Below are 14401 nucleotides of genomic sequence, written 5' to 3' on the forward strand. Positions count from 1 at the left end.
ACAGCATAAAAAATACCTGAATTCCGGTAGAAAAAAAATACAGATTTTTGAGGATTGATTAGGGTTTATGATTCCTATAGCTTTGCACCGACAAGTCACAGTTCATAGAATATTCAATAAAATCACTAAAAATTTAAACAGAAAGTTTATGAGAAAAATGAGAAAGAGTCAGCTACTGAGAGGTATGTTTGTAGTATTGTTGACAACAATGTTTATCGGGTTTGTGTCATCCTGCAGCAAAGATGATGATAATGGCCCTGCAGGAAAAAGCCATAAGGTAGTTTTTAAAGCCATTGCATCTTCGGGAAGCAATATTGATATGGCGGTGTACGGAATAGATGGAAATCCTACAACAGCAACAAGTCTTAGCGGAACAACCTGGTCAAGTCCTGAAATAACTTCTGAGCCGGGCTCCTATAATGCTAATGTAGCAGTCAACGCAATGGGAGCAAATGCATCTTCTACCTTAAAAGTTCAGATCTGGGTGGATGGAGAACTAAAAAAAGAAGGAACTTCCAGTGGTGAGATTTTATCAGCTTCTGCAAGCTATACATTTTAATATCAGATCATTTTCAGAATAAAACATCGGCGCGGGGATTTATCCCGGCGCCGATGTTCGCTTTAAACCGACGGAAGCCTTAATTATTTTGTGTTTTTTATTCATATATATTTATTAATATGATAGTCATAACAATTTAATTTATTTTTAAATAGATATTTATTGAAAAATTTTTATTTTTATGGAAAAATCACACGGAAGTGAAACATCAGGAAACATCACGGTTGATCAGGAAAGAGATTAATCAATCCTATGAACAGCTTAAAGAAGCATACCCTTTATTAAAAAAGCAGAATGGTATAGGACTGGCGATATTTTTAATTGCTGTTACGGCTATTATGGTGACATCTGTTGGCTGGTACAAGGCTGTTATTCCCACCTGGCTTATGATTGTTGTTAATGCTTTTTTCATGGGAATTCTTCATGAGATTGAGCATGACCTTATCCATTGGCTTTATTTTAAAAAACAAAAACCTGTGCATCATTTGATGCTTTTCAGCGTCTGGATCTTACGTCCATTAACGGTTAATCCCTGGATCAGGCGCACATTACATTACCATCATCATAAATTTTCAGGGACACTGCATGATGTAGAGGAACGTAGTGTCACCAATGGTGAGCGTTGGTCTTTCAAAAGGTTGATCACAACTCCTGATATCGTTCTGGGAGGCCTGTTCCGTCTTCATCGTATGTACCATGATATGGACCGGGAAGTGAAAAACGGTAACCTTAAAATGGAAACTTCTGCCACATTGAAACGGATCACATTTTTAAGCATTATCCCCGTAACCGTTTTTGCCCATGTTATACTGTATCTCTTTTTTGCAGATCAGCTATTGGTTTGGATCAATATAAAATTCATGACAGCTTTCAGTTTTCCGTATTATATCGATAGTATGCTGGATAGCCTCAATGTGGTTATTTATACCATTCTTCTTCCTAACCTGTTGCGCCAGTTTTGTTTGCATTTTATAACCTCCAATATGCACTATTTCGGGGATGTGGAAGAAGGGAATGTCATTGAACAAACACAGGTACTCAATGTCTGGTGGACTTTTCCCATGCAGCTGTTCTGCTTCTTTTTTGGCTGGACGCACAGTATCCATCATTTTGTAGTGAATGAAACCTTTTATGTACGTCATATCGGCCGTAAGAAGGCACAGAATATATTACGGAAATATGGAGTACGTTTCAATGATCTGGGTACCTTCAGGAGAGCCAATCGCTTCCGGGAATATACGGAATAACATTCTTTTGAAGTCCCTTTTTATTCCCCATGTATATTGAGCTCTATATTAATCGTTGTACCCTGACTGTCTGAGCTTACTTCCATTGTTCCTTTCATATAATCCACTCTGTTTTTCAGATTCCGGAGGCCCATACTTTTGTTATTCTGTACTTTGCTATTTTCAAATCCCTTTCCGTTGTCTTCAATGGTGATAAAGAAGTTTTCCTGAGATTGGGAACATTGTAACAAAATATTGGTGGCTTCAGCATGTTTTATGGCATTGGCCAATAGTTCCTGTACAATTCTATAAATATTGAGCTGGGTGTTTAAAGGTAACTCTTTATCAATATCAATAGCCTGGAAGTCAATTTCAAGATCTTTCCTGGTGTAGAACTCACAAAGATCACGCAAAGCGATTTCCAACCCAAAATTGAGCAAAGATTCGGGCATCAGATTTCTGGCAACATGGCGAAGTTCACTTACAGAATTGTCCAGCTGGCCTAAAATTTTATAAAAGTCCCGATGCAGGTCCGGGTTTAGATGAGTGGAAGACCATGTTGATAAATTGATTTTAACACCTGCCAGCATACCTCCAAGGCCATCATGCAGGTCTTTGGCCACCCGTTCACGTTCCCTTTCTTCACCCTCTAAAATAGCTTTTGTGAGGGCAAGCTCTTCCTTTTGTTTAATATCTTTAATTTTTTGCTGAAGATTGATCTCTTTCTGTTCAGATAACTTTTTGTTGTTTCTGTAAATAATAAATAAGAAAATTAAAAGACCTGTGAATGATAACAAAGCAAGGCTTAATACCCACAGATAATAATTTTTTTTATTGACTTCCATTTGTTTCTGATTTTTCTCCGCACTAAGGAATGCTATTTTCTTCTCTTTTTCAGAAGTGTTGAATTTAGTTTCCAGTTTATTGATTTCAAGTTTTACATTCTCGGCATTTAAACTGTCATTTAATTGTGAGTATTTCTTTTCCCATAACAATGCCTCACTTGGATTTCCCATGATTTCGTTAATACCGGATAAATGGCTGTAAATAGTTTTTCTGTTATTGAGATCCTGCCCGAGGGTTTTTTCCTTTAAAATTTCCTCCAGAAGGCTTTTAGCTTCCGCATATCTTTTTGATTTTTTAAAAATATCATACTTGTGAAAATAGAACATCTGCATTTGCAGCCTCTGATTAAATTTTTTAGCATAAAACAACCCTTTTTCTATAGTTCGTAACGCATCTTCATGTTTTTGCATGCCTATAAAGTATAGCGCTTTATTGTAGTAGTAAAAAGTATTTGAAGAAGAATCGGGATAAGGTAAAACCATGTTTCCGGCTTTGTCTAAAAATTGTTTTCCTGAACTGCATTTTGCCTGATAGCAATAATTACTGTTGGTATTAAGATAAGCATACAATAATTCTGCGGAATGAGGAGCCTCTTTTTCCAGCATAGTAACTGCTTTAGCATTATAAATCTGTGCTTTTTCAAATTCTGCATTATAAGTAAGCATAAGGGCCAGCTGGGTATATAAAAAACCAAGCACTTTACTGTCACCATATTTTTCGGCAACAGGAATGCTTTTTTCAAGCATGGTTTTGATTAAAAACGGATAACCTTCTTTATTTTTTTGTACAACTCCGTAGCTGTACCAGCATAATGCAATATAAAAATCGGATTTTTTATTTTTTATTTTTGACAGAGCTTCTATAGCTTTCCGGTAAGCTGCTGCTGCCTTTTCTTTGTTGAAATCCTGGTAATATTGTCCCTCATAATAATAGTATTGAGCAGTGGTAAAACTGTCTTTTCCCCCAAGCCTTTTTCCTATCTCCAGATATTTTCTGCTCATCACAGTATCCGTATTCTTGTAGAAATTTGAAAGCAGAAAGTAGGTGTCCGCTTTGGCAACGCTGTTGGCATTATTACTGATACTGATCCGCAGACTGTCCACATATCTTTTTTCATTGAGCGGAAAGAGACCTTGCGCCTGTAAGGTGAAATGGATGAGGATCAATAAAATGCAGCCAAGTCTCTTCATCAGTTTAATTTCAATATAGGTTAAGTTTTTTTATTAACTGTGAATATAATTAAAAATGCAAATACCGGAAATACCTAAAAATCAGTAGAAAAAAATACATTTTTTTTAGGATTGTGTTCTATGGAATTGTGAAATAATTTTGTGATATAGAAACAATAAACATAAAAACTTATTTATCGAATGAAAAAGAGAATCTTTATATTGGGTCTGATTTCCCTTTTCGCAAGTATGAATGCACAAAGAATACAGAAAGGGGAAGCTCAGATCAATGTTGGCATAGGAGTGGCAAACGGCTGGGGAACTCCGGTATCTGTTGGAGTAGATTATGCTGTTCATAATGACATTACAGTAGGTATCGAAGGAAGCTATGCAACAAAGAAATATACTGGAGATATCAAAGGATCCTGGTTTGGGGCAGGCCTCAACGGAAATTATCATTTTAACACCTTGCTTAAAATTCCTAACAAGTGGGATGTATATGCGGGAGCTACACTGGCCTATAATTCTTTTTCATACAAATACAACGGATCAGATTATGACTATTTTGACGGGAAGTCTTCAGGAGTAGGCTTTGCGGGACAAGTAGGAGGAAGATACTTTTTTACAAACAACCTTGCATTCCATGTAGAGTTGGGCGGAGGTACTGTAGCATCAGGAGGAAAAGCAGGTCTTACCTACAAATTCTAAAACAAAGAATATCCTGAGGGTAAAGACACAACACAGTAAACAAAATTATTCTCAATACAATACAGTTTTTTCAGAGCTTTTTATAACAGCCGATAACGATCGTTATAGCTTTTTAAAAAATGATAGCTTTCTCAGGAGCCGTGAATCCTTTCACGGCTTTTTGTGCGTGATATTGCTTTCCTAAAATTAAAAACTGCCTTTTAAAAAAGCAGTTTTTGTTTTATATAGAGAAGAAAGCTGATCCTATTGAACCTTTACAATAAAATAGCTTTTTTTACCCTTTTGAAGCAGAAGGAATTTACCATCGATAAGATCTGTCTCATTAGCTGTATAAGTATCATTTACTTTTTGCTTGTTGACAGAAATAGCATTTCCCTTAATTTCTCTTTGAGCTTCACTTTTAGACTTTAAAAACCCTGATTTTTCAGAAAGCAGATCAATGATATTGACTCCTAATACATCTGCTCTGGCAATTTCTTTTTGTGGAACGCCATCAAAAACTTCAAGGAAAGTTTCCTCATCCAGGTTAACAAGATCTTCTGCTGTAGAACGGCCGAACAGAATTTCAGAAGCTTTCAGTGCTTTTTCATATTCTTCTCTGCCATGAACCCAAACCGTTACTTCTTCAGCCAGTTTTTTCTGCAGCTTTCTTTCATGCGGAGCCGTTTTATGTTCTTCTATTAAAGTTTCAATTTCTTCTTTCCCCAGGAATGTATAGAACTTAATAAATCTTTCAGCATCCTCATCCGTAGCATTAAGCCAGAACTGGTAAAATTTATAAGGTGAAGTTTTCTTCTTATCCAGCCAGTAGTTTTCCCCGCTTTCAGATTTCCCGAATTTGGAGCCATCTGCTTTTGTAATCAAAGGAACTGTTAATGCAAAAGCTTCTCCTTGAGCTTTTCTACGGATCAATTCTGTTCCTGTAGTAATATTTCCCCATTGGTCAGAACCTCCCATCTGAAGTTTTACATTATTGTTCTGATATAAATGCAGGAAATCATATCCCTGGATCAGCTGATAAGTAAATTCAGTAAAGCTCATTCCATCTGCACCTCCTTCTCCTGAAAACCTTTTTTTTACGGAATCTTTAGCCATCATGTAATTGACGGTGATATTCTTCCCGATATTTTTAGCAAAATCAAGGAAAGAAATATTTTTCATCCAGTCATAATTATTTACTAATTCAGCTTTATTAGGCTCATTACCATCAAAATTCAAAAATTTTGAAAGCTGGTTTTTAAGACAATCAACATAGTGTAAAAGGGTTTCTTCATCCAGAAGATTTCTCTCCGCAGATTTTCCTGAAGGATCACCGATCATTCCCGTAGCACCTCCCACCAAAGCAATAGGTTTGTGCCCATGCTGCTGGAAGTGAGCTAAAATCTTGATCTGGATAAGACTTCCGATATGTAAAGAATCGGCTGTAGGATCAAAACCAATATATGCAGTAGTTACCTCTTTATTCAGTTGTTCATCGGTTCCGGGCATCATATCGGCAAACAGACCACGCCATTTTAGTTCTTCTATAAAGGAATTCATTGATTTTTTCTTTAAAATTTTAAGTGGCAAAGATAGTAAATTCATAAGGAAGAGAAAAAGACAAAACTAAAATCGTAAAACAGCAAAACCACAAAATAACAGTACAAAACTCAGTTTAAGCTTTCCCGGTATCTTGTCTTTTTACCTTTGCAATTTACTTTAAATACCCTATATTTGTTATTAATGAACGACGAACAGCTATTTCTGCTCATCCAAAAGGCCAAAGACAAAGATCAGAAAGCCCAGACTAAACTCATTAATATTTTTTGGGTGGATGTTTTCTCTTTTGTGATGAAAAAAGTAAGAGATGAAAATGATGCCGATGAAATTACCGTCAATGTTTTTTCTAAAGTATTGTCCAAGCTGGATATGTTTGATCCGCATTTTCAATTTAAAACCTGGGTTTTAACAATAGCCCAGAATACCGTCATCGATTTCTGGCGGAAAAAGAACCGTGAAAATGAAGACCCTGTTGAAAACCTCGGTGAAGTTAAAAACCAATATGCAAAATCACCTGAAGAATTGATGATCTCTGATGAAGAACAGAAAAAAATCATCAAAACCATTGAATCATTGGATGCTAATTATCAGGATATCATCAAACTAAGGTTTTTTGAAGAAAAAAGTATCAAAGAAATTGCTGAAGAACTGGGAATTTCAGTGGCTAATACCAAAGTAAGGGTCATGCGTGCAAAGAAAGTGCTTGCAGAACTCCTGAAAAATAATGAATTTGAGGACAACTAGACAAATATTCCACGGTCCTTTTATACAAACAAAATATATAAAGAAGGATAATATATTCTTTTTACTAATAAATTTAGATATTTGATGGCACTGATACCGGATTATAAGTTTCATCAATTTTTCCGGTTGATGGTTTCCATTAAAAAATCCTTAACTTTGAACTTCAATTTTAGAAATGGAAAATTCAGTTCAAGACACTACCGTTCAAAAACCAAAATGGATCCGAGTAAAACTTCCTACCGGAAAGAATTACAGAGAGCTGAGAACCTTGGTTGACAAATATAAATTAAATACCATTTGCCAAAGCGGAAGCTGCCCGAATATGGGAGAATGCTGGGGTGAAGGTACGGCTACCTTTATGATTTTGGGAAATATCTGTACCCGAAGCTGTGGATTCTGTGGCGTGAAAACCGGAAAACCACTTGACGTAAATTGGGATGAACCTGAAAAAGTAGCCCGCTCCATCAAATTAATGAAGATCAAGCATGCAGTTCTTACCTCTGTAGACCGCGATGATCTGAAAGATATGGGATCTATTCTCTGGGGAGAAACTGTGAATGCCGTAAGGAGAATCTCACCCGGAACTACTATGGAAACACTAATTCCGGATTTTCAGGGAATTACCAAACATCTTGACAGGCTGGTAGAAGTAGCACCGGAGGTAATCTCCCATAATATGGAAACGGTAAAACGTTTGACCAGAGAAGTAAGAATTCAGGCAAAATACGAAAGAAGCCTTGAAGTACTGAGATATTTAAAAGAAGCTGGGCAGAGAAGAACAAAGACAGGAGTAATGCTTGGTCTCGGGGAAACCAGAGATGAGGTTTTCCAGACAATTGAAGATATCAGAAATGCCAATGTGGATGTTATTACCCTTGGGCAATACCTGCAACCTACCAAAAAGCATCTTCCTGTGAAAAAATTCATTACGCCGGAAGAATTTGATGAGTTTGGAGACTTTGCAAGAAGTCTGGGCTTCAGACATGTGGAAAGCTCACCTCTTGTGAGAAGTTCGTACCACGCAGAAAAACATATTCACTAAAAATATAAACCGTTCAGCAATGAGCGGTTTTTTTTATTGCATCCAGATGATTACCAACAGGAGGGATTTTGCTCTCATTACCGGTTACAGGAAGATTCACGGGTGATAAATCCTATCCGTCCGTTAATCTCAATGGCTTTAAAATGCTTTTTCTTAAATTCTGAAGGCGTTTCTCCTGTATGTTGTTTGAAAAGCTTATTAAAATAAGAAAGACTTTCAAACCCGACCTGGAAACAAACTTCTGTAACGGAATAATCCTTCAGCAGAAATATCTTAGCCTGATTAATCCTGTAATTATTCACAAAATCTGTGAAAGTCATATTGGTTTGTTTCTTAAAATACCGGCAAAAAGCAGGAGTACTTAAGCTCACTATTTTTGCAATTTCATTAACGTCCGGTTTTTTATCATAGTTCTCATGAATGTAATCATAGATAGTACCCATTCTGATCTTATCGTTCAGGAACCACTTAACCCTTGTGTCTTCCTGGTTAAGTTCCTTTACCTCGGAAGAATCTGCGAGAATCTGTAAAATTTCAATCAGCCCTACCAGGGATTCAAAAGAATTTTTTTCTTTAATGAGGGCAAGTTTTTCGATTACAATATGCTTGGTTTCTCCAAAAAATGAGAGACCCAAATAAGATTTTTCCAAAAGCCGTTTAATATTTTCAAATTCGGGTACAGGAAGAATGATATCCTGGAGAAAATTTTCCCGCATTTGTAATACCAGTTGCTTGCATTCAGTTTGTATACCGTAATCGAAATTAAGATGGGGAACGTTGGAACCAATAAGCAGCAGGTCACTTTCCGTAAAGCCGGAAATATCTTTCCCTACATGGCGGATCCCATTTAAAGCTTCCACATAGACCAGTTCTATTTCAGGATGATAATGCCAGAAAAAGCAGTTTTTTAAAGAAGGCGAAAAAATCTTGAAAGATTTCCCTTTTTCAAACTCAATAATTTCTTTCTGGATTTTCATTTTGTTCTCTTTTGATTGTTTAAGGATTTAAAATTAAATAAAAAGGTTAATAAAGAGCAAATATTTATCATTTTAAAAGAAGTGAAATTCAATCTTTCTTTCGATTTTTGCACTTTCATAGTAAAGATGAAATCATTTAATTCAGCTAAAAGACTTAGATACAATGAAGATTGATAAAAGAATAATACCACTGGCAATCGGTGGCTTAGGAATCGGAACGACGGAATTCACCGTAATGGGGTTACTACCTGATATAGCAAAAACATTACAGATTACCATTCCGCAGGCGGGGCATTTAATTTCTGCCTATGCGATGGGAGTGGTCATAGGAGCTCCTATACTTATCGGATATTCAGTGAAATTCCCACCTAAAAAAGTATTGATTGCATTTATGATTTTATTTACTTTATTTAACGGGCTTTCTGCAATTGCTCCTAATTACACCACAATGATGATCATCCGGTTTATGTCCGGGCTCCCTCACGGAGCGTTTTTCGGAGTAGGAACTGTGGTGGCCTCCAAAATGGCAGGAAAAGGGAAGGAAGCGTTTTATATATCCATGATGTTTACCGGTCTCACAGTAGCGAATCTGGCTATGGTCCCTTTGGTGACTTATATCGGACATACCTATCATTGGAGACTGTATTTTGCCATTGTAGCGGTGATTGGAGTTTTGGCTTTATTGTTCTTAAAATTATGGCTTCCGGCGATGGAATCTAACCAGAATACCCATTTCCTGGAAGAACTGAAATTTTTGAAAAATAAGCAATCCTGGCTGGTCCTTGCGATTACAGCAATCGGTTTCGGAGGACTTTTTACATGGTTAAGTTATATTACTCCCCTGATGACCGTCATTTCAGGAGTTCCGGGCAGTCAGATGGCGTATGTCATGGTTCTTGCCGGAGCAGGAATGGTTGTGGGTAATCTTGCAGGAGGTATTGTTTCGGATAAACTGGGGCCGGAGAAAACATGTGTTCTCCTGATTTTCCTGATGATGATTGCTTTAGGCGGTGTATTTTTTCTTTCCGACCATAAGAATATTGCTTTTGTATTAACGTTTATGTGCGGGGCATTATCAATGTCTATTGCAGCACCCATCAATATTATGATGATGAAAGCAGCACCCAAAAGTGAAATGATGGCGGCTGCTTTTATGCAAGCCGGCTTTAATATTGCTAATGCTATGGGCGCCTTTCTGGGGGGAATTCCTTTAGAATACGGATTACCTTACAATTATCCTTCATTAGTAGGAGTAGGAATGACCTTTATAGGATTTGTAATCAGTGTGAGATATATGTATTTGTATGGAACAGGCACTCCGGATGAAAAGGAAATACAGGAATGTGTTTCATGTGATCAATAAATCTGTGCTTATGGTTTGTATAAATCAGCAAAGCGTTGGAAGAAAGCTGTATAATACAATCCACAAGACATAAAAAAGACTGCATCTGAAAGTGCAGTCTTTTTTGTATCCATAATCTATGCCTCTACCTCATTCCCATTCTTACACCAGTATAGGGCATTGTATAAATTTTCTTTAGGAAAGGATTTGAACTCTCCCGGCATCAGGACACTGAAGATATCTGTGAAATCCTGCACACCTTCTTTATCTGTGACAATGGCTGTACGATTCCAGTTTGTCAGGTTCTTTAGACCTAAAAGAGCATCTTGAAGCCATGCACCTATGGTGAATTTATCCAGATCAGTATCCAAATACAATAAGTAATTCAGCTCACCAAATTGGTCTACTTTCTCTTTGACACGCGGAATTACCAGTTTTTCAAAATCTTCTCTCGTTACTTCTCCCGTTGCATTGAATGCTGCAACATTTTCCGGAGCTTCTGGAATAATTGTTATCATAGTAAATATTTTATGGTGGTTTAGTTGTAAGTGCCAACAATAATTACACCATATAATGAAATATAATCGTTAAAATAGTCATAAATATTTCTATTTTTAATGTAAAAAAGTAATATGAATCTGAAATCAAATGAACCTTTCTGGCTTTTAAAAAATGGATTGATAACCTCATATCCCTCGCTGAAAGCTAATGAAGAATGTGAAGTTTTAATTATTGGAGGAGGGATTACCGGGAGCCTTATTGCTCATCAGATGGTGGAAGATGGTTATCATACAATTCTTATTGATAAACGGGAAATCAGCAATGGCAGTACTTCGGCTACCACTTCTATGTTGCAGTACGAAATAGATATTCCTCTTTTTGAGTTGATAGACAAAATAGGAGAGAAAGGTGCTATACGAAGTTATGAAGCCTGCTCCCGGGCTATTGATACAATATCCCAAATATCCCAAAGAATAAAATCAGACGCCGGCTTTACACGGAAAAAATCTTTGTATTTTGCTTCCAAAAAGAAAGATGTACAATGGCTTACAAAAGAATTTGAAGCCAGAAAAAAAGCCGGTTTTAAAGTAAAATGGTTAAGTGCCGAGCAGATTTCAGATCAATTCGGTATTGAAAATACCTATGGTGGAATTCTTTCCGCCCAGGGAGGAAGCATTGATGCATTCAGGTTTGCCCATGAGTTACTCATGTATAATGCTAAAAAAGGATTAAAGATTTTTGATAAGACTGAAATGTTGAAAGTAGAATATCATAAAGGATTTAATATTGCCGTTATGGATAGTGGTTTTCAGATTAAAGCAAAGAAAATAATCTATTGTATAGGATATGAAAGCAAAAATCTGTTGAAAGAAAATTTTGTTAATCTGAAAAGTACTTATGCGATAGTTTCTGAAATAGAAAATGACCCTTCCGGGAATTTAGATAATCTGCTGGTGTGGAATACGGATGACCCTTACCTTTATATGCGAACTACCGATGATGGAAGGCTGCTGGTTGGCGGAGGAGATGAAGATTTTTACGGAGCTGAAAAGAGAGATATTCTATTAGACAAAAAAGAAAAAGAAATCATTAAAGCCCTGAAAAAAATAAAACCGGATTATCATTTCTATACCGATTTTGTATGGGCCGGGACTTTTGGGGAAACCGAAGACGGGCTACCTTATATCGGGGAACATAAAAAATTCAGAAACTCCTACTTTGTATTAGGTTTCGGGGGAAATGGAATTACTTTTTCAGTAACAGGAATGGAAATGTCTTCCTTATTCATGCAAAATAAGAAACATCCCTTGTCCCGGTATTTTAAATTTGGCAGATAATCCTGTTTGGTAAATTACCCAACCCTATTCTAAATCAATAGAGCGGGCTTTAGCCCGCTTGTTATAAGAATCTGATAATCAATTGTATTCTGCGGAAAATAAATGTTGTAAGTTTGATTCTTGAAATAATCTGCAAATTCGCGGGAATTATTCAATAGCAGCGGGCTTTAGCCCGCTTACCAATAATACATTCTGATTCAACGGCTTTAGCCGAAACCTGAAATCCGTCCTTTGCTATAACTCCTGTTGTTTTTACAGGCTATATCCGTTTTTCTTAGCCAAATCCATAATAGAACTTTCAATCGCTTTCCCCAGATCGTCAGAATCATTTGTTCCTCTTTTTTTCATTTCGGTATCAATATAGGACTGACGTTTCCTGGACAATTCTTCAATTTCTTTCTGAATTTTATCACGTTCTGCAGATTTTAAGGAAATTGTTTTTTTAATTTCTTCCCTGCTTTTGCCCTTCAGCTCATCAGGAAGCTCACTTTCCTTTACGGTGGCTATAAAGCCGGCATCTTTTTCGGCTTTGTCCACCAGATCCCAGTGTTCGTTCTTATAGGCATTCTTTTTAGATTTGGAAACCGTTCTTTCTACAAAATTCGAGGCAGATTGTATAGCTGCATTTTTGTCCTGGGCAATCTGTTTAAGTTTATATTCAGAACCATGACTTCCATAATAAATATAGGTGTCGTTCAATTTTGCATTGCATTCTGAAATCCTGATATCATAAGGCGTTTCAATATACATTACTTTTCTGTCACTGTCGATATTGAAATATTTTCCACCCCCTATTACAGCTCCATTCTGCCAGAAACTTTGAATTCCTTCTTCCCGGCTTCCGCAGAAAATAGTGTTGGTATAAATGTTTTTATCTTTTGCCTTTGAAATTACCTCCTTATAATTTATCCTTCCCTGGTTAAAAGGTTCGTTACCGGCAATATAAATAAGCTTCATGCTTTTCTCATTGCCATCCCAGTTGAGATTCGCAGAGGCATCCCGGATTACAGCTCCGCAATATTCACTGCCACCATTGGTCCTCAAAGCAAATAATTTTTCAGATACCAGATCCAGGTCCTGGGTGAGAGGAGTAACCTGCCTGATATAATTTTCATCGCGGATTCCGTCATTTCCATATTCATAAAGGGCAATTTCTACCTGAGGAGCCTGGCCATTATATTTTAAAGTGGTCAGCGTATTAACGATATTCCAGAGCCTGGACTTTGCCTGATCAATAAGACCATCCATACTGTTGGAAGTGTCAAGCAGCAGTGCCACTTGAATTTTATTGTCCTTTGCAATGGTATTTACAGGAAACAAAGAAGCTTTTTGTACCGGAATTGTAGTGTTTTTTGTAATGCTTTCTGAGCAACGTATCTCTGAAGAAGTTCCTGTGCTTACTAAAAATGTACTTGCAGCAAGAGTTAAAATTTTTAAAGTTGTCATTGTATTTTTTTTTAAGGTTTATTTCTAAAATAAAATTACCCTTGTTTCAGTCTGAAAATTTAAAGACTTGGTGGAGTGGCAGTTTCACGGTTTTAAAAAGGAAAACAGCCCGGGAGGCTGTCTTCTCACATCTGCTTTTTTAAAGGATTTCGTATCTCGTTTTGATACTGTATTTCAGTTTGATATTTTCAATATTGTCAAAAGAATAATCTACCGGTGTGTCCGCCATTTCCATTTGTACATTGCTCATTCTTCCTTTGTAAGCAACGGGCATTACCATATCACTGGTATAATCTTCTATTTCTACAATTTCAATGACACTCCCTGTTTTCTTGCCCATACTTTCCAATAGATAATCAGCTTTTTCCTTTGCGGCTTTCAGAGCATTGATTTTAACTGTTTTTCTGAAATCTGCTATTTTAGTATTATTCACTTCGGAAATGTTCAGGCTGCTTACCCATTTTTGGTTCAAATCCTCAAAAATTTTGCTGATGTTGGATTTTGCATTGGCTTTAAACTGAAAGTTTTTGGTAAACTTTACTGTTTTAGAGTAAAGATTCTGGTACATTGATTTAAATTTGATGTCTTCATTTTTTACACCTGCATTTTTCAAAGTCTCAAATAATTTCTTTTCGTTGTCTGCCAGATCATTTTTGTTATCTGCTTTTATTCCGATGCTGAAGGTAATTTCATCCGGTTCTACTTCCATTTCGGCGACACCGGTTACTTCAATTGCGTTTTTCTTTACTTCCTGTGCGTTGATAAAACTTCCCAGGGTTAAAACTCCGATCAATAAAAAATGTTTCAATTTCATAATTTCCTGTTTTTAAATTCTGAAGTAAAATTACCCAGTTCCGAAACCGGAAATCAGAAGACTTGGTGAAATGGAGTTTTGACTTGGTGGATATTAAAAAAGGCAATCCTGAAAAGAATTGCCCTGGCATTTATTGATCCATCTGCAAAGA

13 protein-coding genes are annotated in these 14401 nt (G+C 36.6%); 7 read left to right on the forward strand and 6 right to left on the reverse strand.

What is annotated here, in order from left to right:
- Nucleotides 1–148: 148 nt before the first annotated feature.
- Nucleotides 149–559, forward strand: coding sequence for a hypothetical protein (locus tag OK18_RS13340; protein WP_053328297.1), 411 nt, complete (start codon nucleotides 149–151; stop codon nucleotides 557–559).
- 200 nt (nucleotides 560–759) lie between these two features.
- Entirely contained in the window at nucleotides 760–1806 is a 1047-nt protein-coding gene (locus OK18_RS13345) for a fatty acid desaturase (RefSeq protein ID WP_082129192.1), read from the forward strand.
- A 20-nt stretch (nucleotides 1807–1826) separates the two neighbouring features.
- On the opposite strand, the gene OK18_RS13350 is transcribed toward OK18_RS13345, so the two are convergent.
- Entirely contained in the window at nucleotides 1827–3821 is a 1995-nt protein-coding gene (locus tag OK18_RS13350) for a sensor histidine kinase (RefSeq protein ID WP_053328299.1), read from the reverse strand.
- A gap of 180 nt (nucleotides 3822–4001) precedes the next feature.
- Between OK18_RS13350 and OK18_RS13355 the strand changes: the two genes are divergently transcribed.
- The gene (locus tag OK18_RS13355; RefSeq protein ID WP_050019708.1) at nucleotides 4002–4508 is read left to right on the forward strand and encodes an outer membrane protein; all 507 of its coding nucleotides are present in this window, start codon (nucleotides 4002–4004) and stop codon (nucleotides 4506–4508) included.
- A 243-nt stretch (nucleotides 4509–4751) separates the two neighbouring features.
- Here the strand turns inward: OK18_RS13355 and tyrS are convergent, their stop codons facing one another.
- Entirely contained in the window at nucleotides 4752–6047 is a 1296-nt protein-coding gene (gene tyrS / locus OK18_RS13360) for a tyrosine--tRNA ligase (RefSeq protein ID WP_050019709.1), read from the reverse strand.
- Between the two features lie 183 nt (nucleotides 6048–6230).
- Here tyrS and OK18_RS13365 point away from each other — a divergent pair, with 183 nt between their 5' ends.
- Both OK18_RS13365 and lipA read left to right on the forward strand, forming a co-directional pair.
- Nucleotides 6231–6791 carry an RNA polymerase sigma factor gene (locus tag OK18_RS13365; protein ID WP_053328300.1) on the forward strand — a complete coding sequence of 187 codons (561 nt, stop codon included), beginning with the start codon at nucleotides 6231–6233 and terminating at the stop codon, nucleotides 6789–6791.
- Nucleotides 6792–6966: 175 nt separating this feature from the next.
- Nucleotides 6967–7833: a lipoyl synthase gene (lipA, locus tag OK18_RS13370; RefSeq protein ID WP_027374985.1), complete on the forward strand. Its 867-nt coding sequence runs from the start codon at nucleotides 6967–6969 to the stop codon at nucleotides 7831–7833.
- Between the two features lie 77 nt (nucleotides 7834–7910).
- On the opposite strand, the gene OK18_RS13375 is transcribed toward lipA, so the two are convergent.
- Nucleotides 7911–8810, reverse strand: coding sequence for an AraC family transcriptional regulator (locus OK18_RS13375; protein WP_053328301.1), 900 nt, complete (start codon nucleotides 8808–8810; stop codon nucleotides 7911–7913).
- Between the two features lie 163 nt (nucleotides 8811–8973).
- Here OK18_RS13375 and OK18_RS13380 point away from each other — a divergent pair, with 163 nt between their 5' ends.
- Complete coding sequence (locus tag OK18_RS13380; protein WP_174441960.1) at nucleotides 8974–10173, forward strand: MFS transporter; 1200 nt, start codon at nucleotides 8974–8976, stop codon at nucleotides 10171–10173.
- Nucleotides 10174–10289: 116 nt separating this feature from the next.
- On the opposite strand, the gene OK18_RS13385 is transcribed toward OK18_RS13380, so the two are convergent.
- Complete coding sequence (locus OK18_RS13385; protein ID WP_053328302.1) at nucleotides 10290–10670, reverse strand: SpoIIAA family protein; 381 nt, start codon at nucleotides 10668–10670, stop codon at nucleotides 10290–10292.
- A 114-nt stretch (nucleotides 10671–10784) separates the two neighbouring features.
- Here OK18_RS13385 and OK18_RS13390 point away from each other — a divergent pair, with 114 nt between their 5' ends.
- The gene (locus OK18_RS13390; RefSeq protein ID WP_053328303.1) at nucleotides 10785–11990 is read left to right on the forward strand and encodes an NAD(P)/FAD-dependent oxidoreductase; all 1206 of its coding nucleotides are present in this window, start codon (nucleotides 10785–10787) and stop codon (nucleotides 11988–11990) included.
- 252 nt (nucleotides 11991–12242) lie between these two features.
- Here OK18_RS13390 and OK18_RS13395 read toward each other — a convergent pair whose 3' ends face one another.
- Together OK18_RS13395 and OK18_RS13400 are read right to left on the reverse strand one after the other, a co-directional pair.
- Entirely contained in the window at nucleotides 12243–13436 is a 1194-nt protein-coding gene (locus tag OK18_RS13395; protein ID WP_053328304.1) for a vWA domain-containing protein, read from the reverse strand.
- Between the two features lie 139 nt (nucleotides 13437–13575).
- Nucleotides 13576–14250: an SIMPL domain-containing protein gene (locus tag OK18_RS13400; protein ID WP_053328305.1), complete on the reverse strand. Its 675-nt coding sequence runs from the start codon at nucleotides 14248–14250 to the stop codon at nucleotides 13576–13578.
- Between the last annotated feature and the right edge of the window lie 151 nt (nucleotides 14251–14401).

This window comes from Chryseobacterium gallinarum, from assembly GCF_001021975.1.
In the GTDB taxonomy this organism is placed as follows: domain Bacteria; phylum Bacteroidota; class Bacteroidia; order Flavobacteriales; family Weeksellaceae; genus Chryseobacterium; species Chryseobacterium gallinarum.